Below are 25,616 nucleotides of genomic sequence, written 5' to 3'. Positions count from 1 at the left end.
GCGGGTAACGAAGCTGGCGCGATTATCCGCCAAGCCGCGCGTGAATCAGAAATTCGACATTTCCCTGTGGCCCGGTGATCGGACTGGTCGTGATTCCAAGCACTTCCCAGCCCTTCTCGCGGACCCAGGCAGCTACTTCGTCGCAGACGCGCTGGTGGATCACGGGATCGCGCACCACCCCGCCCTTGCCCACTTCCTCGCGCCCTGCCTCGAACTGCGGCTTGATGAGGGCAACCATCTGCGCGCCGGGCCGGGCGAAGCTGATCGGCTTTTCCAGCACCTTGGCCAGGCTGATGAAGCTGGCGTCGCACACGATGATGTCGACCGGCTCGGTTATATGGGCGTCGGTCAGGATGCGAGCGCTGGTCTGTTCATGGACGATGACGCGATCGTCGGAGCGCAGTTTCCACGCAAGCTGGTTGGTGCCGCTGTCGACGGCATAGACCTTGGCCGCGCCCTTGCTGAGCAGCACATCGGTAAAGCCGCCGGTCGAGCTGCCGACGTCGATCGCGACGAAACCGGTGACGTCGATGCCATATTCATCGATCGCATGGGCCAGCTTGATGCCGCCGCGCGAGACCCAGGGATGGTCGCGCCCGCGCACGTCCAGTTCGGCGTCGTCGGGCACCTGCTGCCCCGCCTTCTCCACCTTCTTGTCGCCCAGATAGACGAGGCCGGCGAGGATCAGCGCCTGCGCCCGCGCGCGGCTTTCGGCGAGGCCATTGTCGACGAGCAACTGGTCGGCACGAATCTTGGCCATCAGCGCACCAGTCCGGTGAGGGTCGACGGGGTCAATAGCTGCGGCAATGTCTGGGCCTCCTTGCCCGGCGCGTACCAGAGGTAGAGCGGCACGCCCGAACGGCCCTGCGCTTCGAGGAAGCGGGTAATCGCCGGATCGGCATTGGTCCAGTCGCCCATCATGACGGTGACGCCCGCCTTGTCGAACGCCGCACGCACCTCCGCCCGCTCGATCGCGGCGGCCTCATTGGCCTTGCAGGTCAGGCACCAGTCGGCGGTGAAATAGAGGAAGACCGGCTTGTTCGCGGCACGCAGCCCGTCGAGCTTTTCCGCATCGAAGGCTACGACGCCCCCCTCTCCCGCTGCCGCAACGGCCGGCGCGCGCGCGGGCAATGCCATCGCGGCACCGACCAGCAGGATCGCCGCGCCGACGCCGACCTGCAACCAGCCGCCGCGCCCGGCCCGCTGGCGCATACCCAGCCACCAGAGCAGCAGCACCAGCGCCAGCGCCGCGCCCAAACCGATGGTCATGCCACCGACCCCGAGCTGCTGCCCCAGCAGCCAGGCAAGGCCCAGCGCCGTCAGGAACATCGGGATCGACAATATGCGCTGCAACCGGCCCATCCATGCGCCGGGCCGCGGCAGGCGATTGCGCAGCGCAGGCAGATAGGCGAGCAGCAGGAAGGGCAGCGCCAGCCCAAGCCCCAGCCCGGCAAAGATCGCCAGCGCTGCGCCCAGGGGCAGCACCAGCGCCGTTCCCATCGCCGCGCCCATGAACGGCCCGGTGCAGGGCGTCGCGACGAAGGCCACCAACGCGCCGGTCCAGAAGGCGCCGACCATGCCGCCCTTCCCCGCCAGCTTGCCACCGCCGCCAAAGGCCGGCAGGTCGAACAGGCCAGCCAGGTTGAAGGCGATCGCGCTCACCAGCAGCAGCAGCGCCAGGATGATGCGCGGATCCTGCAACTGGAACGCCCAGCCGACCGCGCTGCCCGCCGCGCGTAGGCCCAGCAGCAGGCTGCCCAAAGCCAGACAGGCGACGATCACGCCAAGGGTGTAAGCCAGCGCCTCGCGACGCGCCGCCCGTTCGTCGCCACCCGCCTTGGCCAGGCTCAGTGCCTTCAGGCCCAGGATCGGGAAGACGCAGGGCATGACGTTGAGCAGCAGCCCTCCCAATATCGCCCCGCCCAGCGCCAGCAATATCGTGCCCGCCAGCCCCTTGGGCGCGATCGCCGCGACCTCGCCGGGCTTGGCGCTCAGCAGGAAGCCGACATGGTCGCCGGTGCGCAGCACCGCCTGCGCAGCGCCGCCCTTGAAACCCTCGCCCGCCTGCGTCTCGACGAGCAGCCGATCGCCCTCGCGGCTGACCTTCTGCGCGGCGGCGAAGCGGGCCAGCCCGTCGCTCAACGGGAAGAGATGAACGTCGCGCGCCTGCGCATCGGCCGGGAACGGCACCGACAGGCGCAACTTGCCATCGACGATCTGATAGGTAGCCTCGCTGCCCAGCGGCCGGGGCAGATGGCCGCGCCAGCCATCGAAGCGCGCCTGCATCGCCGGCACGACCTTGCCGTCGCCCGCGACCAGTTCCAGCGCCAGTTCGCCGCTTTCCGGCACGCAGATCTTGTCGGTGCAGGCCAGCCATTCGGCCTTCACCCGGATCGGCAGGCGGGTGCCCGCCGCCACGTCCGGCGCCACGCCCAGATTGGCGAGCACCGCATAGGGGCCTTCATAGACATGATTCATCAGGCCCGAAATCAGCAGCGTCTCGGGCACCGGATAGCGCAGCGCGCCGATCGTCACGCCCTTGGGCAGGGTCCAGGTCACGGTCATGCCCAGACCCGCATCGCCCGGATTTTCCCAATAACCGTGCCAGCCCTTTTCCGGCTTCATGGCAAAGGCAATGGTCGTGCCCTTGCCGGGCGCGGGCGCCGCACTTTCGGCCATCAACTGCGCGGCGATATGCGCCGGGCCGCCGCCAAAGGCCGCCTGGGCCTGCACCGCGGGAGATGCGATCGACAGCCCCGCCAGCATGGCGAGCGTCACGAATATGACTTGAAAAATCCGCATCGGGCCTCTGGTCGGGTGGATGCAAGGGGGCTAGGTCGCTCCCTATCCGCCGTCAAGGCATGAGAAGGTACCCATATGTTGAAACACGTCGCCGCTGCCCTGTTGCTTGCCACCGCCATGCCCGTCGTGGCGCAGAGCCCCGCGCCTGCTGCCGCTCCTGCACCGGCCGCCCGCAGCATTGCCGCGACTCCGCCCAAGCTGATCGTCGCCATCTCGGTCGACCAGTTTTCGGCCGACCTGTTCAGCGAATATCGCCAATATTATACCGGCGGCCTCAAGCGCCTGACCAGCGAAGGCGCGGTCTTCCCGCGCGGCTATCAGAGCCACGCCGCGACCGAGACCTGCCCCGGCCACTCGACCATCCTGACCGGCAGCCGCCCGTCGCGCACCGGCATCATCGCCAATAACTGGTTCGACCTCGACGCCAAGCGCGAGGACAAGAATCTCTATTGCGCCGAGGATGAAAGCCAGCCGGGCAGCAGCAGCGACAAGTACGAAGCCTCGCCCCTGCACCTCAAGGTGCCGACGCTGGGCGGCCGGATGAAGGCAGCCAACCCCGCCACCCGCGTCGTGTCGGTCGCCGGCAAGGATCGCGCCGCGATCATGATGGGCGGCGCGACCGCCGATCAGGTCTGGTGGCTCGGCGGGCCGCAGGGCTATGTCAGCTACAAGGGCGTCGCCCCCACCCCGCTCGTCACCCAGGTCAACCAGGCCTTTGCCCAGCGCCTCGCCCAGCCCAACCCCGGCTTCGAGCTGCCCGCCCAGTGTGTGTCGAAGGATTTCCCGGTCCAGGCCGGCAACCGCACCGTGGGCACTGGCCGCTTCGCGCGGGAAGCGGGCGACTATAAGGGCTTCCGCATTTCGCCCGAGCAGGATGCGATGACCCTGGCCTTCGCCGCCGCCGCGATCGAGAGCATGCAGCTGGGCAAGCAGGCGCAGACCGACATCATCTCGATCGGCTTGTCGGCGACCGACTATGTCGGCCACACCTTCGGCACCGAAGGCACCGAAAGCTGCATCCAGGTCGACCGGCTCGACACCGAACTCGGCGCCTTCTTCGACAAGCTCGACAAGGACGGCATCGACTATGTCGTGGTGCTGACCGCCGACCATGGCGGCCATGACCTGCCCGAACGCCACCGCATGAACGCGATGCCGATGGAACAGCGGGTCGACATGGCGCTGACGCCCAAGGCGCTCAATGCCACCATCGCCGAGAAGGCCGGCCTGCCCGGCAAGAAGGTGATCTGGAGCGACGGCCCGTCGGGCGACATCTATTATGACAAGGGCCTGACCGCCGCACAGCGCGCCAGGGTCGAGACCGAAGCACTCAAATATCTGCGCGCCCATCCGCAGGTGCAGACCGTCTTCACCAAGGCGGAAATCGCCGCCACCCCCTCGCCCTCGGGCCCGCCCGAAAGCTGGAGCCTGATCCAGGAAGCGCGCGCCAGCTTCTACCCCAGCCGCTCGGGCGACCTGCTGCTGCTGCTCAAGCCGCGCGTTATGTCGATTCCCGAACAGGCGGTGATGGGATCGGTCGCCACCCATGGTTCGCCCTGGGATACCGATCGCCGCGTGCCGATCCTGTTCTGGCGCAAGGGCATGCAGCATTTCGAACAGCCGCTGGGCGTCGAGACGGTGGACATCCTCCCCAGCCTCGCCGCGCTGATCAAGCTGCCCGTGCCCAAGGACCAGATTGACGGCCGCTGCCTCGACCTGGTCGCCGGCCAAGGCGACAGCTGCGCCGGGCAATAAGCCCTTGCCGATCCTCCCCCCGTCAAAAGGGGGAGGATCAGATATTCTCGCCAATCCCGTCCGTGCTTTCCAGCAGGGCATGAACTCGGTGCGGGGCCGACACCTCGACCCGGCTGGTCACTTCGTGCCGGGCCTTGGCCTGGCGCACATTGCTGTCGGCCGGCACGCTTTCGGTCAGCCAGACATTGCCGCCGATGACCGATCGGCTGCCGATGATGATCCGGCCCAGCACCGTCGCGCCGGCATAGATGACGACGTCATCCTCGATGATCGGATGGCGCGGCTGCGCCTTTTCGAGCGCGCCCTTCTCGTCCGAGGGGAAGCTGCGCGCGCCCAACGTCACGCCCTGATAGAGTCGCACCCGATCGCCGACGATCGCCGTCTCGCCGATGACGACGCCGGTGCCATGATCGATGAAGAAGCCGTGGCCGATGCGCGCGCCGGGATGGATGTCGATGCCGGTATGGGAATGGGCGATCTCGGATATGATCCGCGCCACCAGCGGCGCCCCCAGTTCATAGAGGCGGTGCGCCAGCCGATGATGGATGATCGCCAGCATCGAAGGGTAGCAGATCAGCACCTCGTCCACGCTGCGCGCGGCCGGATCGCCCAGGAAGGCCGCCTCGACATCGCTGTCGAGCAGGGTGCGCAGCGCCGGCAGGCTGTGCGCGAACTCGCCAATGATCCGCGCCGCCGCCGCGTCAACTGCGGCGATCGGGTCGTCCTTCATCGCATAGATGAGTTCGAGCCGGATCTGGCCATAGAGGCGGCTGAGCACGGTCTGCAGCGTCTCGGCGACATAGGCGTCCTCATTATGCAACCGCACGAAGCTCGGCCCCAGTCGCAGCGGGAACAGCGCGCCGCACAGCGCACCGGTGATCTTCACCAGATTGGCGCGAGACGGGAATCCTTCGGCGCCATATTCGGCATGATGCTGCTGTTCCTGCCGCCAGCGACTGCGCGCGGCGGCCAGGTCCGTGACCAGCCGGTCCAGATCCCAATAGCCCACGCCTTCACCCTGCATATCGCCGTCCGCCATTCCCTGCGCCTCTTGTCCGATGGGCAACCGGAATAACCCGCGTCTGCGCGCCAGGATAAACGAGTTTTGCTTGGGGGTAGCGAGATTCTCTTTGCCGAACGCGCCAGAGGCCGATCAGACCTTGGCTTCCGGCCTGTTCAGATAGAGGCAGATTTCGACGCGCAGCCCGCCCTCGGGCCGGTTGGCGAGAGTCAGGCGACCGCCCTCCTGCTCCACCGTCTTGGCGACGATGGCCAGGCCCAGCCCCATGCCCCGCGTGTTGCGCTGGCGCGCGGTGTCGAGCCGATGGAAGGGTTTCAGCACCTCCTCCAGCCGGTCGCGCGGAATGCCGGGGCCATCATCATCGACGCGGATCAGCACCTCATTGTCATGCCGCGCCACGCTGACCCGTGCGCGCACCCCATAATGGAGCGCATTCTCGATAAGGTTGCGCACCGCGCGCCGCAGCGACAGCGGGCGAACCTCCATCTCCAGATGATCCGGCCCGTCATAGATCACATCGTCGCCATGATCCTGGAATGCGTCGACCACCGTCGCGATCGTGACCGCCACGTCGATCCGCACCGCCGGTTCGGGGTTCTTCTCGCCGCCCAGAAAGGCCAGCACGGACTCGATCATCTCGCCCATCTCCGCCAGATCCTCGCCCATCGCCTCGCGGATTTCAGGATCGTCCACCGCTTCCAGCCGCAATTGCAGCCGGGCGAGCGGCGTGCGCATGTCATGACCGACCGCCGCCAGCGTCTCGGTCCGCTCGTTGATCAGGCGATGGATGCGGGTCTGCATCGCGTTGAAGGCGCGGATCAGGTTGCGCACATCATTGGTGCCCGCTTCCGCCACCGCCACCTGCTGGGCCAGGCCGATCCGCTTGGTCGCATGGGTGAGGTCGCGCAGCGGCGCCAGGGTCCGCCGGATCAGCACGCCGCCGGCAATCAGCAGCGCCAGCACCGGGATCAGCGCCAGGCCGAAGCGGCCGAAGGTGAAGGCCCATTTGCCGCCGCTATGGTGCATGCCGAAATAGAGCCAGCTGCCATCCGCCAGCTGCAGCCCGCCATTGATCTGCGAGGAGCGTCCGGGCGAATTCAGCCGCAGCCACAGCCGCGATTCATGCAGGCTGGGTTCCCAGTCGACGATCTGCTGCCGCATCCGCGCCAGTTCGGGCGACAGCGGCGGTGGCGGCGGCGCGGCCAGCGTCCAGTGGATATCATAGCGGTCGGTGGTCAGCTGCGCGCTGACCCCGCCGCGCTGGCTGACCGGCGCCTTGGCCACCAGCTTGCGCGCGATCACCAGATGCTCGGCCAGGCGGCGCGCCTCGTCATCCTGCAGCGACAAATGGCTGGCGCGCTCATAGATGAGCGTGCCGACCACGAATTCCAGCAGAACGGTCAGCAGCAATATGCCAAAGATGCGGCCGACCAGCCCGAGCGACCGGCTGAACCGCTGTCGTCTCAAGCGCGCGCGACTTCCGCGTTGAACATGTAGCCGACGCCGCGCACCGTGGTGATCGGCGCGGGCCGGTCCTCGGTCGACAGCTTGCGGCGCAGGCGGCTGACCAGCACGTCGATGCTGCGGTCACTGCTGTCACCCATGCGGGTACGCGACAATTCGATCAGCCGCTCGCGCGCGATCACCCGCTGCGGATGGCTGAGGAAGCTGCCCAGCAGGTCGAACTCGGCGCCGGTCAGGTCGACGATCGCACCAGTCGGCGACCGCAGTTCACGCCGCGGGAAGTTGACGATCCAGCCGTCGAAGCGCGCTTCATTCTCGCGCTGCTCGTCCGGGCCACGCTCCACGCCGACGCGGCGCAGGATGGCCCGGATACGGGCGATCAGCTCGCGCGTGCCAAAGGGCTTTGGCAGATAATCGTCGGCGCCCAGTTCCAGCCCGACGATACGGTCGGTCTCGCTGCCCTTGGCGCTGATGAAGATGATGGGCACGTCGCTCTTGCGACGGATCTGGCGGCACAGGTCGATGCCGTTGGTGCCGGGCAGCATGACGTCCAGAACGACCAGGTCGACCGGGCCGGCATCGAAGGCCACCCACATTTCCGGACCGGACGAGGCCGGACGGACCTGATAGCCATGTTCCTGCAACGCGCGCGCCGTCAGCGTGCGGAGCGGCGGATCGTCTTCGACAAGGATGATCGAGGGGGCGGTCATGCGCGGAGCAACATCAGGCTGTTCATGATGTTGGGAGATAAGCAGCGACCGGTGGAGGGTCAACCGCAGCTTGCTGCCGAAACAGTTGACGGGGGCCACAGCAACAATTTGTCACGCCGGCGACAGCTCGGCACAAGATAAGGCCCGGAAATACAGCAGATCGGGCCCGCGCGAACGGGCCCGATCCGTAAAGATCAGAAAGCGGCCGAGATCGAGAAGACAACCGTGCTGCGCGCGATCGACTTGCCGAAATTATCGCCGTCCGCGACCTGGAAGTTGGGACGCAGATAATTTTCCTCGACGCGGGCAATGTCGGTGTCGACATAGGCAATGCTCAGCGTCAGCGGCGTGCCCGGCACGGCCAGGTCGGCACCGACCAGCCAGTCGAGATATTTGCCGGTCGGCGCGACCGACGTGCCGTTCGGGCCCAGGCCGCTATTGCCGTTCGACCAGCCCAGATGCGCCTTCAGGCTGACCGGGGTGTTCGGGATCGCACCGCTGACATCGCCCCAGATGTAGAAATTATCTTCCTTGTCACCCGGCTTGTAGATGGTGCAATCGGCATCGCTGCACCACTTGCCCAGCGCTTCCTGCTTGGGGGCATAGGCCACGCCGAGCAGACCCTTGACCGGACCGACCTGGCTCGACAGCTTCACATAGGGTTCGGCGAAGTCGGTCTTGTCGGCGCCCGACGGGTACATGTACCAGGTCAGGCCGAGGTCCAGCGTCGCGCCGCTGTCACCCAGAGGAATGGCATAGCCTGCGAACAGGTCCAGTTCCATGTTGGCGCCGCCAAAGGTGCCCCAGCCCGAAAGGTTGGAACCCCAGGTGCCGACATAGACGCCGCTTTCATGGGTTGCGGTCAGGCCACCCTGGATCGCCATGCCGCGATCGGACTGCGAAACACCACGGAAGCGATAATCGGAAACCAGGCCGACGCTGCCGGTCACGGTGACCGGGCCTGCGGGTTCTTCCTGGGCGAAGGCCGGCGCACTCGACATCAGAGCCAGAGCGGCACAAGCGATTTGATACTTCATGAACATTCCCCTTTTACGAAAGAATGTTCCGTCCTGCATCCGCGGCCCGAAGATCTGTTGGAATATCGTCTTCCGTACCGGCGGATGACTACTCGACTATTCTCGCCAGCCGTCGGCGCAAACCTCTATCTTCGCATCTGCACAAGGGAAGAGAGGCTCTGTGATATAGCGATCACGGTTCTTTTCTAATTGCCACCGATATTGTTTCTATTTGATGTCCAAATTACATCTGAACATGAAAAAGCCGCCGCATCCGGGGATGCGGCGGCTTTTCTGTCATGCAGGCTCGTGTCAGGCGACGAGCTGGCGCATCCGTCCCGTCGCGCCGAACAGCTCCACCTTGGCGCCAGCGCCGGTGCGGCGATCGGCCCATTCGCGCACCATTTCGGCGCAGGTATGGTCGATATGGGTCAGGCGCTCGACATTGAGGATGACCAGCTGCCCCGCCGGCACCGATTCCAGCTTTGCCGACAGCTTGGGCAGGCTCAGGAAGCTCGCCGTGCCGTGCAGCGCCACTTCATGCGCATCGCCGCGGCTGGCTTCCTCGACGCCCAGACGCAGGCGGCTGGCATGGGGGATCAGTTCGATCAGCGACAGGCCGATGCCCACCAGCACGCCGGTCAGCAGGTCGGTCGCGACGACGCAGATCAGCGTCGCGGCCCACACGATCGCCGGCAGCGGACCATAAAGGTGGAACAGATGCTTGACGTGCGACAGGCTGACCAGGCGGAAGCCCGTCACGACCAGAATGCCGGCCAGCGCCGCCATCGGCACTTCGCGCAGCAGCCAGGGCAGCAGGGCGACGAAGCCCAGGATCCAGGCACCATGCAGGATCGCCGACAGGCGGGTCTTGGCGCCGGCCTGGACGTTGGCGGACGAGCGGACGATGACGCCGGTCATCGGCAGCGCTCCAGCCACGCCGCACAGCAGGTTGCCCACGCCCTGCGCGCTCAGTTCGCGGTTGTAATTGGTGCGCACGCCATCATGCATGCGGTCGACCGCCGCCGCCGACAGCAAAGTCTCGGCACTGGCGATGAAGGCGATGGCAATGGCGGTGGTGATGATCGTCGGGCTCATCAGCTGCGCCAGCAGGCCCTGTTCGGGCAGGCTGATGGCGGACAGGATCGATTCCGGCACGACAACACGGGCGACCGGCAGGCCGAGCGCGAAGGCCACCAGCGTCGCGGCGACAACGCCAACCAGCGCACCCGGCACCAGCTTCATCGATGCAGGGCGGAACTTCTCCCAGCCCAGCATCGCGCCGATGGTGACAAGGCCGACAGCGAAGGCGGTGGCGGCATCCTGATTGGTGAGGCCCAATATCTGGCCCGGCATCGCGATCAGATTGTGCAGGCCGCTCGACAGCGGCTTGTCATCGAACAGCACATGAAACTGGCCGACGACGATCAGCACGCCGATGCCCGCCAGCATGCCATGCACGACGGCCGGCGAAATGGCGCGGAACCAGCCGCCGACCTTCAGCAGGCCGGCGACGATCTGGATCGCGCCTGCCAGGATCAGGATGGGGCCAAGGGCCGACAGCCCCTGTTCCCGCACGATTTCGAAGACGATGACCGCAAGACCGGCCGCCGGACCGCTGACCTGCAGCGGCGAACCCGCCAGCAGGCCGACGACCAGGCCGCCGATGATGCCGGTGATCAGGCCTTTTTCCGGCGGCACGCCGGAGGCAATGGCGATGCCCATGCACAGCGGCATGGCCACCAGGAACACGACGATCGACGCCGTGAAGTCGCGGCTGAACGTGCCGCCGGAAAAGGCCTTCAACATGATTTACTCCGCAGCTTGTGCGATGAGCGATTCGCCGGCCAGGCGACGCCCATGCGGCAGCGCCACGGGCAGCTTCTGCCCTTCGCGCAGCACCGAGAAACGACCGGTTTCGCCGTCCAGGCCCAGGACCTGGCCGGCATGGATGTCGACATACCAGCCATGCAGGGCGATCTCGCCGCGGGCGATGCCCGACGCGACCGACGGATGGGTGCGCAGATGCGACAGCTGCACGACGACATTTTCCAGCGCCATGTTGCGCAGCTTTTCGGCGGCATCCAGGTCGGCAGGATAGGATTCGCGGCACAGCTTCTGCGCGGCATGGCTGTGGCGCAGCCAGGCAGCGACATTGGGCATGCCGGTCAGATCGGCGTCGGTGGCCAGCGCCTTCATCGCGCCGCAGTCGCTGTGACCGCACACGATGATGTCGCGCACGCCCAGCACCATCACGGCATATTCGACCGTGGCGGTCACGCCGCCCAGCTGACTGTCATGCGGCGGCACGATGTTGCCGGCGTTGCGGCAGACGAAAAGGTCGCCCGGCTGGGCCTGCATGATGTGCTCGGGAACGATGCGCGAGTCGGCGCAGGAGATCATCAGCGCCTTGGGGCTCTGACCATGGCTGGCCAACTGATTGTAGAGCGTGCTTTCGTTCGGGAAGACCTTGGTCTCGAAACTGAATACACGACCGATAAGCTCGTTCATGGCTTTCATCCTCTTATTGCTATTGCGTTGCCGATCAGGGGGCGGACCGGCCTAGCTTGCAAAATACGCAGCAGATTTTGCTGCGGCGCAGCGGAATTGTTAAAAATCATGTCTGGGATGCAAAGCGCCCGACAGGCGCGCCAAATGGCGGAAAACCGCCATCAGCGCGCCTTTTCGAGGGGGTCAGCGCCGGTCGACGACCGCGCTGAACATGTATCCGACGCCACGAACAGTCACGATCGCGGCGGGCCGTCCCTCATGGGACAGCTTGCGCCGCAACCGGCTGATCAGCACGTCGACACTGCGGTCGGACGAGGGCGCGTCGCGCACGCCCGCCAGTTCCATCAGCCGCGCACGGGCAATCACCGCCTGGGCATGATCCAGCAACACGGCGAGCAGCGAAAATTCCGCTGCCGTCAGTTCGACCAGCGCGCCGGCCGGGTCGGTCACTTCGCGCCGGGCGAAATCGACTACCCAGTCGTCGAAGCGCGCCTGGGTCTGACGCCGCAGGCCCAGCGCCCGCTCGCTGCGCCCGCGCCGCAGCACGGCGCGCAGACGCGCCGCCAGTTCGCGGGTCGAATAGGGTTTGGCCATGTAATCGTCGGCGCCCAGTTCCAGGCCGACCACCCGGTCGACCTCGCTGCTGTCGGCGCCGACCAGGATGATCGGCACGTCGCTACGCTCACGCACGTCGCGGCACAGGTCCATGCCGTCCGGCCCGCGCAGTCCTGCATCCAGCACGACCGCGCCGACCGGCATCCGGTCCATGGCACTGAATATATCGCTCGACGAGGCCGCAGGCAGAGCGCGAAACCCGCTCTGCTCCAGGAATTCGCGCACCTTGTGCCGCAAATCCTGCTGCGTCTCGGCGACCAGTATCAGCGGTGGACTCATCAGCCCTTCACGGTCAGCGCGCGTACGCTGTCCAGTTCGTTCACCAGCACGGCACGGTCCTGCTGCGCGACCGACACGGCCTCGGCATTGCGGGCGCTGGCATAGCGGGCGACCTCTGCGTCCACCTGGCTGCGGGCAGCAGCGCAGGTGCCGGCATAGCTGCCCGACAGCGGGGCGAAGCGATGGACCGCCTTGCCGAAGGCCGGCACCGACTGGCCCTGGGCCGCGACGGCGCGGTCGACGCGCACATCGGCCTGCCAGCGGCAGACCGGGATGGCGTTGCGATTGCCGAAGCGCGGCTCGACCTGGGTGAAGCGCACCGACGATGCGGTGTGATAGCTGGCCGTATAGGCCTGGGCGCCGTGGGTCAGTTCGGCGCTGTGGATCGGGGTGGGGATCGGGGTGGAGGAAGCGGCGAGCGCCGCGACACTGGCAAGGATCGGCAACATGGGTGGCTTCCCTTCGAAACAGACAATATCCAGCAATAAGCGGGATCCTTCCGACGGGTTTAGGCAGGGAGAATGTCTCCCCAATATGCCGAACGTTACAAATTATTGCTGTGTCGCAGCATGCCGTCAAGCGACCCTTGCGATCACCGGACTGGCCTGAAGCGGCCGCGCCGCCCCCGACAGGGCCTCGATCAGCCCGGAAAGCCACAGCGCATCGGCCACGGCGCGGTGCCGCGCGGTATGCTGCGCATCGGCATGGGCCATGGCGGCCGCGATCCGCGGCTCGTCCGCGCCCCACTCATCCAGCAACAATGAGACATGATCGATCGCGAACGGCGCCACAACGGCCTGCGTATCGGCCAGCGTCTGCAGCCAATATTGATCGATCACGCTGTCGGCGACCACGCGGCAGCCGGCGACCGCCGCCGCCAGTTGCGCCAGCACCACGTCCGCCGGCTCGCCTTCCGCCTCGATCCGGGCGCGCGACAGGCCGTGCAGCGCCTCGGCTTCGGCGGTCCAGTCCCAGCCGGCCCAGGCTGCATGCGGTCGAATGATCCAGCTGCGGGCAATGCCGCCGCCCGCTATGCCCACTTCGATCGGGAAGGACCGTCCGTGCCGGGGCAGGCACGACGCCTCGAAATCGATCGCTATGATGGTCAAAGGCTCTCTCCGAATAATTCCACGTCCGCCCCATTTTTGGGTCTGGCCGTCCACGCCTGATACGCCCCTGTCTCCTCCAACTATGTCAGGCCGATGTCATTGGCCATCAGGATTTTCGGAAAAGATGCGAACCGACGGTCCGGTGCGACCGGTGCGACCATCGCACCGGATTTCAACCGCCTATGGCCAGCGGCCTGCATTGCCGCTACCCCGTCACGATGACGGACGGACGACTGCGGGACGCGAACGACTAATGTGGGTGTTGCTGGGCATCGCCCTGATCGTCGCGGGCTTCGTGCTGCGCTTCAATCCGCTGCTGGTGATCCTGGCCTCGGCCATCGCCACCGGCCTTGCCGCCGGGCTCGATCCGCTCACCATCCTCGCTGCCTTTGGCAAGGCGTTCAACGACTCGCGCTATGTCTCGGTCGTCTGGGTGGTGCTGCCGGTGATCGGCCTGCTCGAAGCGCATGGGCTTCAGGAACGGGCACGCGGCCTCATCGACCGGATGCGCGGCGCCACCACCGGCCGTTTCCTTCTCTTCTATCTTGTCGCCCGCCAGATTTCAGCCGCCATGGGCCTGATCTCGGTCGCGGGCCATGCCCAGACCGTGCGCCCGCTGGTCGCGCCGATCGCCGAAGCCGCGGCCGAGAAACAGGCCGGCGCGCTGAATGAGGAGCAGCGCGACGAGATCAAGGCCTGGGCCGCCGCAACCGACAATGTCGGCGTCTTCTTTGGCGAGGATATCTTCCTCGCCATCGGGTCGATCCTGCTGATCAAGGGCCTGCTGGAGCAATATGGCATCTTGCTCGAACCGCTCCAGCTGTCGGTCTGGGCGATCCCGACCGCGATCGCCGCGCTGCTGATCCACGGCTTTCGCCTGTGGCGGCTCGACCGCCGGCTGAACGCGCAGGGTGCCAAGGAAGCGGAGGACGCCGCATGATCACCCTCCACTGGGTCTATGCGCTGATGGGCGCGGTGTTCGCCGGCTATGCGCTGCTCGGCGCCGCCGATCGCAGCAACCCGCGCCGCTTCACCACCGCCGCCTTCTGGGCACTGCTCGCGCTCAGCATGTGGGCGGGCGATCGGATTGGCGACATCGGCAATGGCGTCCTGGTCCTCGGCCTCGTCGCGATTGCCGGCTTCAAGGGGCTGGGGCGAGGCTGCGGCGGCGTGCCGCTGGAAGAGCGGCAGGCGCGCGCCGACCGCCATGGCAATGGCCTGTTCGCCATCGCCCTGGTCATCCCCGTCACCGCGCTCGCCGGCACCTTCCTGTTCAAGGAGTTCCCCGCCTGGATCGATCCCAAGCAGACCACCCTCATCTCGCTGGCGCTGGGCGTCCTGATCGCACTCGCCATCGGCTGCACCTGGCTGCGCGCCCGGCCGATCGTCGCCCTGCAACAGGGGCGGCAATTGATGGACTCGGTCGGCTGGGTGGGCATATTGCCGCAGATGCTGGCCAGCCTCGGCGCGGTGTTCGCGCTGGCCGGCGTTGGCGATGTCGTCGGCGGCATCGTCCGTCTCGCCATTCCCGATGGCAGCCTGCTCGGCGCGGTGATCGCCTATGGCCTGGGCATGGCGCTTTTCACCATCGTCATGGGCAATGCCTTTGCCGCCTTCCCGGTGATGACCGCCGCGATCGGCATTCCGCTACTGATCCACCACTATCATGGCGATCCGGCGATCATCTGCGCAATCGGCATGCTGGCGGGCTTCTGCGGCACATTGCTGACCCCGATGGCCGCCAATTTCAACCTCCTCCCCGCCGCGCTGCTGCAGCTCAAGGATGAATATGGCGTGATCCGCCGCCAGGTCGGCACCGCCCTCCCCCTGCTCTGCGTCAACATCCTCCTGATCTATTGGCTGGCTTTCCGATGACCCGACTGACCCAAGATATTGCCGATCGCTTCGCTGCGCTGACCCTCTCTCATCTGGGGCGGCAATATCCCTACAAGATGGACCTGACCTATCAGGGACCGGAGGATGCGCGCATCCCGGCCGACCATCATCCGATCTTCCATGGCAGCTATGACTGGCACAGCTGCGTCCATGGCTGGTGGCAGGTGATGCGCCTGCGCCGCCTCTATCCCGCCATGGCCCAGGCCGATGCCATCCGCGCCCGCGCCGACGCGATGCTTGTGCCGGACAAGGTCGCGGGCGAGCGCGCCTTCCTCACCCGCCCGACCGCCGGCGGGTTCGAGCGCCCCTATGGCTGGGCCTGGCTGCTCGCGCTCCATGCCGAACTCGCCCGGCAGGACGGCCCCTGGGCCGCCGCGATCGAACCGCTGGCGCTCGATTTCGCCGCGCGCTTCCACGCCTTCCTGCCGAAAATGACCTATCCGCTGCGCGTCGGCACCCATTTCAACAGCAGCTTCGCGCTGATCCACGCTTATGACTGGGCCAAGGACCGCGATCCCGCGCTCCAGGCGCTGATCCGCGAGCGCGCCCTTGTCTGGTTCGGGCAGGACCGTGCCTGCCAGGCCTGGGAACCGGGCGGCGACGAATTTCTCTCCTCGGCCCTCACCGAAGCGCTGCTGATGAGCCGACTGCTGTCGCGCGATGAATTTGCCGACTGGTTCGGCGCCTTCCTGCCCGATCTTCTGACCGGCCAGCCGGCGACCCTGTTCACCCCGGCCACCGTGTCGGATCGCAGCGACGGCAAGATCGCCCATCTCGACGGCCTCAACCTCAGCCGCGCCTGGTGCTGGCGCGGCATCGCCGCCGCGCTGGGCGCCGACACGCCGATCGCGCCGATTGCCGAGCAGGCGGCCCTCGCCCATCTCGACGCCGCGCTCCCCCATATAGCCGGCGACTATATGGGGGAACATTGGCTGGCCAGCTTTGCCCTGCTGGCGCTGGAGTAACCCCCGCCTCAGGGCATGTTGGCGAGCAGCAGCTTCATATGTGCCGTCGGCGTGGTCGTGCGCGACTGGAGGCGGAACATATAGTCATAGGCCCACCAGGCGCCGCCGCCCCAGGCGGTCCAGCCCAGCACCGCCGACGACGTCTTCAGACGGCGCAGCATATCGGGATATTCCTTCGCGCATTGCGGCTGGCCCGACGCGGCGATCTCGCCGAAGAACAGCTTCACCTTGTACTTCTCGGCCCAGGTCAGCGCCGCATTCACGCGCTGGCCGGCCTTGACCTCGCACTTGTCGGTGGTGCCGGTCGACCAGGCATCCAGATATTGATGCACTTCAAAGGCGTAATTCTTGCCGGGATCGACGAATTTCACCGCCTGCGCGGCATTGCCCGAACTCACCCAATTATGCGCCCCGGTCCAGGCCGTGCCAGGGATCAGCAGCTTGTTGCTGATCTTCTGGGCGCGGATATCCTTGGTCACCTGCCCGGCAATGGCCCACCATTGCGCCGCCGTCTGCCGGTTTGGCTCGTTCATCAGGCCGATCCAGACCTTGGGGTTGGACCGATAATCCTCCATGATCTTGACCCAGGCATTGGTCAGCGCCGTTGTCGCCAGCGTGCCGCTACCGACCAGGGCCGCTGAGCCCTTCACCTGACGCGCACCATAATTATGCATGTCCAGGATCACCGTCAGGCCCAGCGCATTGGCCTGGGTCACGACGGACTTCAGCGCCTTGCGATCGACCTCCGACAAGGGGCCGTAGAGATTGGGCTGCAACCGTTCCCAGCGGAATGGCACGCGCAGCAGCTTGAAGCCCTGCGCCGCATAGCTGCGCATTTCCGCCGTGCTGGGATAGATATAGTTGGTGCCCAGCTTGCCGCCGGCGCCGCCAAATTCGCCGCCGGAAATATTGATGCCCGGCAGAACCTTGGCCGTGCTGGTCGCCGTAGCCGCCGGCACGGCGGCCGCTGCCGCCGCAGCATAGGCCTGCGCCGCCGTCGTGGTCGGCACCGTCGCGCTGGTGCCAGTGCTGGCGGCTGACGCAGAACTGGACGATGACGGGATGGTGATCACCCGTGCGTCCGGCGCATCCGCCTCGCCCCCCGATAGTGTAACGGCCGCAAGAACACCCGTCGCGCCCAGCGCAACCACAGCGGCGGCAACGCCGCCCCCCATCTTCTTCATGAATTGCCTACCCTGTCAGACCCAAAAGGAGGCGGGCCCTTAGCTAGCCTAGTTAGACAATGTCTTCACCCGGTTGCGGGATTTGGTTAAGCCTCCGACAGGCTGTTCCAATAATGCGCCATATGGGTTTTCCCTTAGGCAGAACTCCCGATCTCACAAGGGAAACGGGGGTGGACCATCGTTCCCATGACCGCAAAATCAAGCCGGCATATTTGACCCGGATAAATATCATTTGCCAATATATCCGGGTAATATTAAGGACGCCTCATGACCGAAGAGGAAAAGCGGGCCGCGATCGCCGCCTACAGGGAGCAGAAAGTCGAAAGCGGCATCTATGCCCTATCCTGCCTGCCCTCGGGCCAGCGCTGGGTCGGCAGCGCACTCAATCTCGCCACGATCCGCAACCGGCTCTGGTTCACCCTGCGACTGGGCCATGATCGGCACCCCGGCCTGCAGGACGCCTGGAATGCCCATGGCGAAGACGGCTTCGACTTCGAAATTCTCGAACGGCTGAAGGCGGATGATCTCGGCGCCGGCCGCGACCGCCGGTTGAAGGAGCGCCTGCTCCAATGGGCGGAGGAGTTGCAGGCGACGCGGATCTGACCGAGCCGCCTGCCCTGTTTCAGCTTGCGACTGCCAGCAGCTTGGCACTCATCGCCGGCCATTCGCTCATATCCCATCCTTCGGGCGTCTCGCGGGTGATGATCTGGTCGGCGCCGAAGCAATTGCCGAGGTCAATATCCTCGCTCTTCTCGAACGCCCGGTCGGAGAGCGAATAGAAGGGACGGACCTTGGGCAGGGTCAGATCGTCCGGATTCTGCTCGACCACGATCGCCAGCCGGTGCGATCGCAGCCGCACCAGCGACCCGATCGGATAGATGCCGACCGCGCGCTGGAACGCCTGGAAGATTTCCGCGTCGAACAGCGCGCCGCCATCCTCATCGATCTTCAGCAAGGCGCGCGACGGGTCTTCGCCACTGCGGTGCAAACGATTGGACGTCATGGCGTCATAGCTGTCGCAGATCGCGGCCATGCGCGCGAACATGCCGATCTGCTCGCCGGCAAGGCCATTGGGATAGCCGCTGCCGTCCAGCCGCTCATGATGGTTGAGGCACACGTCCAGCACTTCCGCCGGCATTTCGCCGCCCAGGGTCAGGAACTCGTGCGCCAGCGTGGTGTGGCTCTTGACCACGTCCCACTCCTCCGGCGTCAGCGGTGCGTCCTTGTCCCACACTTCCTGCGGCACATGGGCCATGCCCATGTCCATCAACAGGCCGGCCAGGCCAGCCTTGCGGATATCGTCGGGCGACAGGTGCATCTGCTGGGCAAGGCCGATCATCAGCGCGCAGACCGACAGCGCATGCTGATACAGATATTCGCCGCTATTCTTCATCCGCGTGATCGCCATGAAGGCGTGCGGGTTGCGCTGCACGGAGCTGGAAATCTCGTCGACCATGGTTTCCAGCTTGGCCGCCTTGACCGCCTTGCCCAGCCGCACATCCTCATAGAGTTTGCGCATGGTGCGACCCGACTTGCGCGCCAGCCGCTGGGCATGGACCATCTCGGCGCGGATCGGCAGCTTGTCCTTGGACAGCGGATCGAAGGGACGGTCGACCGGCTGGGGCGCGGCGCGGCGCACGATCGTCGGCCCGGCACGGCCGAACACCCGTTCGCGCGGCTCGGCCATCTGCACCACGCGGGATGGCGCCGGCTGGGCCGGGGCGACATCCGCACCGCGCGACACGTCGATCGTCACCCACTCGACCTTGCTGGCATGCAGGTCCGCCAGTTGCTCGGGATCGTCGAGCAGCATCTTGCGCTTCCAGAAGGGGTGGGAAAACCACGACCCGTCCAGCTTGTGCAAGAACATCCCCAGTTTCACGTCCTGGGTGCGGATTTTTTTCAACATTTATACGGCCCCGTAGTCCCCGCTTTCATTTCGCAGGTCGTGCCTTTCCAAAAGGTTAAGACACATGATGCCGGCAGCAAAAGGGCCGCATCGTTTCACCGCATAAACGCGCACCAACTGCTTGAAAGTCGTCAATTCTCTTCCTGGTTGCGGGAGACGGCACCTCGCGCCGACCAATGATGTCGCTGCGCCTACCGCAACCGGCCATTTTCGCTTATCCTCCTGCGGTCCGGACAGGGAGGCGATCGATGCGCGTGATGGTGCTGGTGAAGGCAACGCAGGACAGCGAGGCAGGCGGCCCGCCCGACCCGGAGATGATGGCGGCGATGGGCCGCTTCAACGACGAACTGGAAGCGGCCGGCATATTGCGCATGGCCGACGGCCTGCTCCCCTCCTCTCATGGCAAGCGCATCGCCTTCGACGGGGCCGATCGCCGCGTCATCGATGGCCCCTTTCCCCAGGTCGGCGAACTGGTCGCGGGCTTCTGGCTATGGGAAGTGGCCGACATGGACGAAGCCGTCGCCTGGGTGAAACGCTGCCCCAACCCCATGCCCGGCCCCAGTGAAATCGAGATCAGGCCGTTCCACGAATGGGCCTAGCGCCCCTCATATCCTTGCATTGCATTGATCTGCTGCCGTTTTTCCCGGCACTCGGTATTTACCCCGATAGCTCTTGGGCCGACGAAGCGGAATCATCCGACCTCCCTTCTTCTCGATTGCCGGCCGCCCCGCACATTTCCGGTGCGGCGCGCGCCAGGGACAGGAGATCGTGTGGCGAAAAAGATTTTCGTGCTCGGCGGCGACGGCTTTTGCGGCTGGCCGACAGCGTTGCATCTGTCCGAACTGGGCCATGAGGTCGTCATCATCGACAATCTTTCGCGTCGCCGGATCGACGCGGAACTGGGCGTCCACAGCCTGACGCCGATCGCCATGGTCGACCAGCGGCTGGATGCCTGGCACCAGGTCAGCGGGCGGACCATCCGCTTCCATTATCTCGACGTCGCCCAGGATTATGCCCGCCTCCTTGCCCTGCTGGCGGAGGAGCGCCCCGACGTGATCGTCCATTTCGCCGAACAGCGCGCCGCCCCCTATTCGATGCGCGGGCCGACCGAGAAGCGCTATACCGTCAACAACAATGTCGGCGGCACCCACAATGTCCTGACCGCGCTGGTCGCCTGCGACCTCGACGCGCATCTCGTCCATCTCGGCACCATGGGCGTCTATGGCTATGGCGGTGCCGGCTTCGAAATCCCCGAAGGCTATCTGACCGTCCAGATCCACGACGATGCTGGTGCCCCGCATGACTGGGAAATCCTGTATCCGACCCGGCCGGGCAGCGTCTATCACATGACCAAGTCGATCGATCAGTTGCTGTTCCAATTCTATGCCCAGAATGACCGGCTGCGCATCACCGACCTGCACCAGGGCATCGTCTGGGGCACCCAAACGGCGGAGACCCGGCGCCACCCCGCGCTCCTCAACCGGTTCGATTATGAGGGCGAATATGGCACCGTGCTCAACCGCTTTCTGGTGCAGGCGGCGCTTGGCCATCCGCTGACCGTCCATGGCACCGGCGGCCAGACCCGCGCTTTCCTCAATATCCAGGACACGGTGCGCTGCATTGCGCTCGCCGTTGCCCATCCGCCGGAGCGCGGCGACCGCGTCAAGATCATCAACCAGATCGCCGAAAGCCTGCGCGTGCGCGACCTAGCCCGGCTGGTATCCGACCTGACCGGCGCGGCGATCGAATATCTGCCCAACCCCCGCAAGGAAGCGGCAGAAAATGACCTCGACGTCAGCAACGCCACCTTCCGCGCGCTGGGCCTCGACCCGATCCTGCTGACCGACGGCCTGCTGGCCGAGACGCTGGAAATTTCCGCCCGTTATGCCGACCGCGTCGACCAGCGCCACATCCCGGCGCGCACGGCCTGGACGCGGGAGCAGCAGGCGGCGCTCGACCGGGCGGGGCCGATCGAGACGATCCGCCCCGTCCTGCCCGGCGTGGCGGGAGCGGGCCGATGAGATTATGGGTCATCTGCCTTCAGGCGCTGCTGTTCATCGGCCTGCTCATCGCGATCGGCCAGAGCGGCCTGTTCGACACGATCATGGGCCGCAACGTCCGAATGGGCGACCCTCTGTTCGAGGATTATCAGCGCGGCTCCATCCCCTTCATCGATGTCGATGGACGCGACGTGTTCGTGGCGCAGTCGCACCCGGACAATCCCCTGATCCTGTCCGGCTTTCCGGCCTATGCCAGCAAGCTCTTCCGCCTGCCGACCGATAGCCGGCCGCTCAGCGGCACCTATAATATCGCCTTCGCGACCGACGCCGTGCCCGATGCCGAAGGGGCGCTGCGGATCAGCATCAACGGGGTCAAGCGCGCCGACGTCGTGCTGAACCAGGGGCGCTTCAAACGGCGCGCCAAGATCGAACTGACCCCCGCCGAACTGGCCTCGGGCCAACTGGAGGTCAAACTGGCGCTGGTCGGGCGTGGCCCGATGGCCGAATGCACGCCCAATGAAGCGCTGGCCGCCGTCGTCACGATCCTGCCGGAAAGCGGCCTGCACCTCAAACTGGACAAGGCGCCGTCCACCACCCGCGACCGGCTCGCCTTGTGGGGCGACCTGATCCCGGTCAAATGGGACGAGGATGACAAGGCGGCGGATCTCGCCACCCTGCTCGCCGCCGCGCGGCTGAGCGAGAAAGGCTATGGCATCTATTTTGGCGAAAGCGGCTATGCCGCCCAGGCGCTGACCGACATCGACAAGGGCGCAGCCATCCGTCCCGGCCGGACGCAGGCGCTGCGCTATCCGGTCAGCCTGGTCAGCACGATCGAGAATGGCGGCGCTCGCCGTTTCGATCGGGAAACCACCTGGCGCTATCGCTATGATGTCGGGCAATTGCCCAATGGCGAACTGCCGTCCGCGCTCGACCTGCGCCTGCTGCTCGGGCCGATTGCCGAAACCCGCACCGCGCTGTTCGTGACGCTCAACGATCATCTGCTCTTCACCCACACCCTGACCGATGAGGATCAGCGCTTCAGCCATTCGATCGCGCTGCCGACCGCCGATCATCTGGATCGCAACCAGTTGGAAATCACCCTGACCGCGCATGAGCGGGGAGAGATGCGGTGCGGCGCGCGCCGTCTGATCGCCGCGGAAATGCTGCCGGAAACCATCTTGCGGGGCGGCGGCGAACGGCTTGTGCCGGCGATCGTCCAGTTGCGGGGCCTGCTTGCCGCCAATCGCCCGGTCGCCTTGAAGGCCGGCGCACTGACCGCACCGCAGGGACAGGCCACAGCCCAGTTGCTGGGTCAGATGCGGCCCAGCGCCCTTGCCTTCGGCACCCAAAGGCCGGGCACCACGATCGAGGTGCTGACTGGCGACATTGCCGGCGCGCTGGCACGGGTCCGCCCCGCCGGACGGCAATGGCTGGTCCACTTTCCCGATGACCGGCGCGAAGGCGTCATGGTGGAACCCTTCGCGCGTGGTGCATCGGCGGCCAGGGCAGCCGTGGCTCTGCTGGTGACGGTCCATCGCCCGGTTCCCGTCCCGCCGCCCGCCACGCCGGCGACCACCCCGCTGCGCGCAACAGCCCCTGCCCCCTGATGCCGCCGCCCCCGGATTATGACCGGACCCAGGCCAATTTCCAGTCGACGGACAGTTTCGCCGGCGGGCTGGCCCGCCCGGTATCGATGTTGCGCGCACCCGCCCTGCTGCTGACCTTCACGACCATCGCCCTGTTCCAGCTATGGCTGTTCGAACTGGGTTTTCTCGACCGCTTCTTCCGCACCCATGATTATGTGTTCGGCCCCTATCTGGGCTTCAGCGCGATCTCGATCCGGACCTTCATCTATTCCTATTTCATCTCCTTCTCGCTCTATGCAGCGGGATCGGTGCGGGCGCGCATCCTGCTCTGCCTCGACCTGTGCCTGCGCTACATGGCGCTCTGCACCATCCTTGACCTGGGCAGCGTGGCGCTGTTCGCCTATGTCGGCACCCCCTTTTCGCTGGCCGCGATCCAGATCATGGCGGGCCTTGCGGGCATGGCGGTCTTCGCCTTCGTCATCATCCGGCGCGGCACCATGCCTGCCCCGGTGCCGGTGCTGCGCGGCCCTCAGCCCAAGGGGCGCGCCCTCTACCGCCTCGCCATTGCCGGCACGATCGCGGCGATCATCGCCATCTGGGCGGCACAGCAACCGATCCTGCTGTTCGAGGAGATGCGCGACATCAGCCTGCTCGGCGGCATCGGTCCGGGCGTCATCCTGTTCGTGCTGCTGACCTTTGCCCAGCTCTACATCGTTGCCGTCGCCGAGCGCTATCGCCTGTCGCGCCCCGACTTCGCCGCCCCGGTCAGCGTCATCGTGCCCGCCTTCAACGAACAATATGTGATCGGCCAGACGATCCAGCATATCGACCGCGCCGCCGCCCATTATGGTGCGGAGGTCGAACTGATCGTGATGGACAATGGCTCGGTCGATGGCACGGCGGACATCGCCCGCGCCGTGATCGATGCCTGCTCCGCGCTCAAGGGGCGGGTCGTGCATGTCGCGACGCCCGGCAAGGCCCATGCCCTGAACGAAGGCGTGCTGCATGCGCGCCATCCGTTCATCGTGCGGATCGACGCCGACACGCTGGTGGGCGAGGACAATCTGACACTGGCAATGCAGAATTTCGCCGATCCCGATGCTGGCGCGGTCGGCGGCGTGCCCTTGCCGCCAGGCGGCGCGATCTTCGATGCCGGGCGCCTGGTCGAGGTGATCGTCAAGCATGGCTATTATTCGCCCGCGCTCAGCGTCATGGCCGGGCTGGTCGGCATTCCCGGCATGTTCGTCATCTATCGGGCGGACGCGCTGCGCCGGGTCGGCCAGTTCGCCTCCGGCATGAATGGCGAGGATACCGACATCTCGCTGCGGATCGCCGAACTGGGCTATCGCACGCTGGTCGATCATCGGGTCAGCTATGTGTCCGAAGTGCCGACCAGTTTCGCTCACCTGCGCGAACAGCGGCTGCGCTGGTTCCGGTCGGTCTATCATGTCAGCGCGCGCGCCCATTCGCTCATCAGCGCCCCGGACTTCAGCATCCGCGGCAAGCTGGTGCTACCCTATATGCTGATGAACACCGCGCGCCGGGCGATGATGATCCCGCTCGTCATCTTCGGCCTGCTTGAACTGTTCATCACGTCGAGATCGATCGCCTTGCCCCATTGGCAGGCGATCGTCGCCGTGCTGGTCGGATCCCCCCTGGTTGCCGCGGCGATCGCGATCCTGGCGAATAACCGCCCCCGCGCCCTGCTGGCGCTGCCCCCCTATATCTTCTTCCGCGCGCTGCGCGCCTGGTACACGCTCGAATCCGCGCTCACCATCCCGATCACGTCGATGTCCACGCGCATCCAGATCGGGCGCGACCCCTGGCCGCAAAGCCCGCCGCCCGATCCACTTCCCCCGCCATCCCCCCCTTCATCGCCGGAGGTCTCATGAAACAGATCGTCATTCCCGCCGCCCTGCTGGGCCTCGCCGCCATGCCTCAGGCCGGCTGGGCAAAGCCGGGCGACCTGTCGGTCGAGGGTGAACTCTCCTACGGGCTCGACGTGGTGCCACCCGACGTGGTCGACAACAGTCCCGATCAGGATCGGATCAAGTCGCTGTTCACCGGCGAAGTGGGCCTGGCCTATGATGCCGGCCCGGCGATCCTGCGCGCGTCCGCGGGCGCCCACATCTATCCGTCGGAAGCCGATTATAATCGCTATCCGCTGACCGTCGGCGCGCAGATCGACTGGCCACTGGCGGCCAGGGGACGGACCAGGCTGCGCTTCCAGCCCAGCTATGAATATGTGCTGGGCGATGATGGCCGGGTGTTCGATCGTGCGCGCATGGATGTGCAACTCATCCACCGCCACAATCCTGCCCACACCAGCACGGTGCGCCTGCGTTACGGCTATCGCAACCAGAGCGAACAGCGCTTCCAGGGCTATGACCAGAGCGAGTGGCTGGGCGAACTGCGCCATCTCTGGCGGCCGGGCGGCGGGCAGACCCGCATCATGGGATCGCTATTGGGCCTGCACGCCAATGCGCAGGCCAACCGCTTCAGCTATAATGGCTATGGCACGATGCTGATCGCCCGCACGCCGCTGCGCGAGGGACTGGAAGTTTATGGCCGGCTCTATCTGGTTCATCGCAACTACAAGGCGGCCTTTTCCAACGCTTACCCTTTCAAGCGGGAGGATACGCAATTGCGCCTGACCGGCGGCGTCGAACAGGCGCTGACCCGGCGGATCAACCTGTTCGGCGAGGCCGGCTATGCCAGCAATGATTCCAACGTCCCCACCCGCGACTATAGCGGTTTCGTCGGCCGCATCGGCATCCGCTTCCATTAGCCACGG

23 protein-coding genes are annotated in these 25,616 nt (G+C 65.9%); 10 read left to right on the top strand and 13 right to left on the bottom strand.

Annotation, left to right across the window (positions count from 1 at the left end):
- Positions 1-22: 22 nt before the first annotated feature.
- Both AC13EK_RS17070 and AC13EK_RS17065 read right to left on the bottom strand, forming a co-directional pair.
- A complete protein-coding gene (locus tag AC13EK_RS17070) occupies positions 23-760 on the bottom strand; it encodes a TlyA family RNA methyltransferase (protein ID WP_069335579.1) in 738 nt (245 codons plus the stop codon).
- Positions 760-2,802: a protein-disulfide reductase DsbD family protein gene (locus tag AC13EK_RS17065; protein ID WP_069335580.1), complete on the bottom strand. Its 2,043-nt coding sequence runs from the start codon at positions 2,800-2,802 to the stop codon at positions 760-762. The genes AC13EK_RS17070 and AC13EK_RS17065 overlap by 1 nt, the downstream gene beginning before the upstream one ends.
- Positions 2,803-2,877: 75 nt before the next feature.
- On the opposite strand from AC13EK_RS17065, the gene AC13EK_RS17060 reads away from it, so the two are divergent.
- A complete protein-coding gene (locus AC13EK_RS17060) occupies positions 2,878-4,557 on the top strand; it encodes an alkaline phosphatase family protein (protein WP_069335581.1) in 1,680 nt (559 codons plus the stop codon).
- A gap of 37 nt (positions 4,558-4,594) precedes the next feature.
- Here the strand turns inward: AC13EK_RS17060 and epsC are convergent, their stop codons facing one another.
- From epsC to AC13EK_RS17015, 9 genes are all read right to left on the bottom strand, one after another.
- Positions 4,595-5,596: a serine O-acetyltransferase EpsC gene (epsC, locus tag AC13EK_RS17055; RefSeq protein ID WP_004211082.1), complete on the bottom strand. Its 1,002-nt coding sequence runs from the start codon at positions 5,594-5,596 to the stop codon at positions 4,595-4,597.
- A 114-nt stretch (positions 5,597-5,710) separates the two neighbouring features.
- Positions 5,711-7,045 carry an ATP-binding protein gene (locus tag AC13EK_RS17050; RefSeq protein ID WP_010337002.1) on the bottom strand — a complete coding sequence of 445 codons (1,335 nt, stop codon included), beginning with the start codon at positions 7,043-7,045 and terminating at the stop codon, positions 5,711-5,713.
- On the bottom strand, positions 7,042-7,752 hold the full coding sequence (locus tag AC13EK_RS17045) for a response regulator (RefSeq protein WP_004211079.1): 711 nt from the start codon (positions 7,750-7,752) through the stop codon (positions 7,042-7,044). The genes AC13EK_RS17050 and AC13EK_RS17045 overlap by 4 nt, the downstream gene beginning before the upstream one ends.
- A 194-nt stretch (positions 7,753-7,946) precedes the next feature.
- Positions 7,947-8,795, bottom strand: coding sequence for a TorF family putative porin (locus tag AC13EK_RS17040; RefSeq protein WP_010337000.1), 849 nt, complete (start codon positions 8,793-8,795; stop codon positions 7,947-7,949).
- 285 nt (positions 8,796-9,080) lie between these two features.
- The gene (locus tag AC13EK_RS17035) at positions 9,081-10,577 is read right to left on the bottom strand and encodes a SulP family inorganic anion transporter (protein ID WP_004211076.1); all 1,497 of its coding nucleotides are present in this window, start codon (positions 10,575-10,577) and stop codon (positions 9,081-9,083) included.
- 3 nt (positions 10,578-10,580) lie between these two features.
- Positions 10,581-11,279, bottom strand: coding sequence for a carbonic anhydrase (locus AC13EK_RS17030; protein WP_004211075.1), 699 nt, complete (start codon positions 11,277-11,279; stop codon positions 10,581-10,583).
- A 183-nt stretch (positions 11,280-11,462) separates the two neighbouring features.
- A complete protein-coding gene (locus tag AC13EK_RS17025; RefSeq protein WP_004211073.1) occupies positions 11,463-12,173 on the bottom strand; it encodes a winged helix-turn-helix domain-containing protein in 711 nt (236 codons plus the stop codon).
- Entirely contained in the window at positions 12,173-12,622 is a 450-nt protein-coding gene (locus AC13EK_RS17020; RefSeq protein WP_010336998.1) for a hypothetical protein, read from the bottom strand. Before AC13EK_RS17020 ends, AC13EK_RS17025 begins: the two co-directional genes overlap by 1 nt.
- Positions 12,623-12,748: 126 nt before the next feature.
- The gene (locus AC13EK_RS17015) at positions 12,749-13,282 is read right to left on the bottom strand and encodes a hypothetical protein (protein ID WP_069335582.1); all 534 of its coding nucleotides are present in this window, start codon (positions 13,280-13,282) and stop codon (positions 12,749-12,751) included.
- Positions 13,283-13,535: 253 nt separating this feature from the next.
- Between AC13EK_RS17015 and AC13EK_RS17010 the strand changes: the two genes are divergently transcribed.
- Genes AC13EK_RS17010 through AC13EK_RS17000 form a run of 3 tightly spaced genes read left to right on the top strand, consistent with a single transcriptional unit; the run spans position 13,536 to position 16,143 of the window.
- Positions 13,536-14,222, top strand: a complete 687-nt coding sequence (locus AC13EK_RS17010) for a DUF969 domain-containing protein (protein ID WP_069335583.1) — start codon at positions 13,536-13,538, stop codon at positions 14,220-14,222.
- Positions 14,219-15,157, top strand: a complete 939-nt coding sequence (locus AC13EK_RS17005; RefSeq protein WP_069335584.1) for a DUF979 domain-containing protein — start codon at positions 14,219-14,221, stop codon at positions 15,155-15,157. The genes AC13EK_RS17010 and AC13EK_RS17005 overlap by 4 nt, the downstream gene beginning before the upstream one ends.
- A complete protein-coding gene (locus tag AC13EK_RS17000) occupies positions 15,154-16,143 on the top strand; it encodes a DUF2891 domain-containing protein (protein ID WP_069335585.1) in 990 nt (329 codons plus the stop codon). Before AC13EK_RS17005 ends, AC13EK_RS17000 begins: the two co-directional genes overlap by 4 nt.
- An 8-nt stretch (positions 16,144-16,151) precedes the next feature.
- Here the strand turns inward: AC13EK_RS17000 and AC13EK_RS16995 are convergent, their stop codons facing one another.
- The gene (locus tag AC13EK_RS16995; protein ID WP_069335586.1) at positions 16,152-17,327 is read right to left on the bottom strand and encodes a glycoside hydrolase family 5 protein; all 1,176 of its coding nucleotides are present in this window, start codon (positions 17,325-17,327) and stop codon (positions 16,152-16,154) included.
- 267 nt (positions 17,328-17,594) lie between these two features.
- On the opposite strand from AC13EK_RS16995, the gene AC13EK_RS16990 reads away from it, so the two are divergent.
- Positions 17,595-17,930: a GIY-YIG nuclease family protein gene (locus AC13EK_RS16990; RefSeq protein ID WP_069335587.1), complete on the top strand. Its 336-nt coding sequence runs from the start codon at positions 17,595-17,597 to the stop codon at positions 17,928-17,930.
- Positions 17,931-17,949: 19 nt separating this feature from the next.
- On the opposite strand, the gene AC13EK_RS16985 is transcribed toward AC13EK_RS16990, so the two are convergent.
- Positions 17,950-19,236 (bottom strand): cyclic di-GMP phosphodiesterase, encoded by a 1,287-nt coding sequence (locus tag AC13EK_RS16985; protein WP_069335588.1) that lies wholly within the window; start codon positions 19,234-19,236, stop codon positions 17,950-17,952.
- A gap of 248 nt (positions 19,237-19,484) precedes the next feature.
- On the opposite strand from AC13EK_RS16985, the gene AC13EK_RS16980 reads away from it, so the two are divergent.
- The 5 genes from AC13EK_RS16980 to AC13EK_RS16960 all read left to right on the top strand — a co-directional run bounded on the left by AC13EK_RS16980 (position 19,485) and on the right by AC13EK_RS16960 (position 25,610).
- On the top strand, positions 19,485-19,835 hold the full coding sequence (locus AC13EK_RS16980) for a YciI family protein (protein ID WP_004211056.1): 351 nt from the start codon (positions 19,485-19,487) through the stop codon (positions 19,833-19,835).
- A gap of 171 nt (positions 19,836-20,006) precedes the next feature.
- Positions 20,007-21,257 (top strand): NAD-dependent epimerase/dehydratase family protein, encoded by a 1,251-nt coding sequence (locus AC13EK_RS16975; protein ID WP_069335589.1) that lies wholly within the window; start codon positions 20,007-20,009, stop codon positions 21,255-21,257.
- Positions 21,254-22,843 carry a cellulose biosynthesis cyclic di-GMP-binding regulatory protein BcsB gene (locus AC13EK_RS16970; protein WP_483022284.1) on the top strand — a complete coding sequence of 530 codons (1,590 nt, stop codon included), beginning with the start codon at positions 21,254-21,256 and terminating at the stop codon, positions 22,841-22,843. Before AC13EK_RS16975 ends, AC13EK_RS16970 begins: the two co-directional genes overlap by 4 nt.
- Positions 22,843-24,714 carry a glycosyltransferase family 2 protein gene (locus AC13EK_RS16965; RefSeq protein ID WP_333702933.1) on the top strand — a complete coding sequence of 624 codons (1,872 nt, stop codon included), beginning with the start codon at positions 22,843-22,845 and terminating at the stop codon, positions 24,712-24,714. Before AC13EK_RS16970 ends, AC13EK_RS16965 begins: the two co-directional genes overlap by 1 nt.
- Positions 24,711-25,610: a hypothetical protein gene (locus AC13EK_RS16960; protein WP_063142013.1), complete on the top strand. Its 900-nt coding sequence runs from the start codon at positions 24,711-24,713 to the stop codon at positions 25,608-25,610. The genes AC13EK_RS16965 and AC13EK_RS16960 overlap by 4 nt, the downstream gene beginning before the upstream one ends.
- Positions 25,611-25,616 lie beyond the last annotated feature (6 nt).

The organism is Sphingobium sp. L-44 (assembly GCF_056859495.1).
Note: the sequence above shows the minus strand (reverse complement) of the source record. Positions and strands in the feature narration are given on the sequence as shown.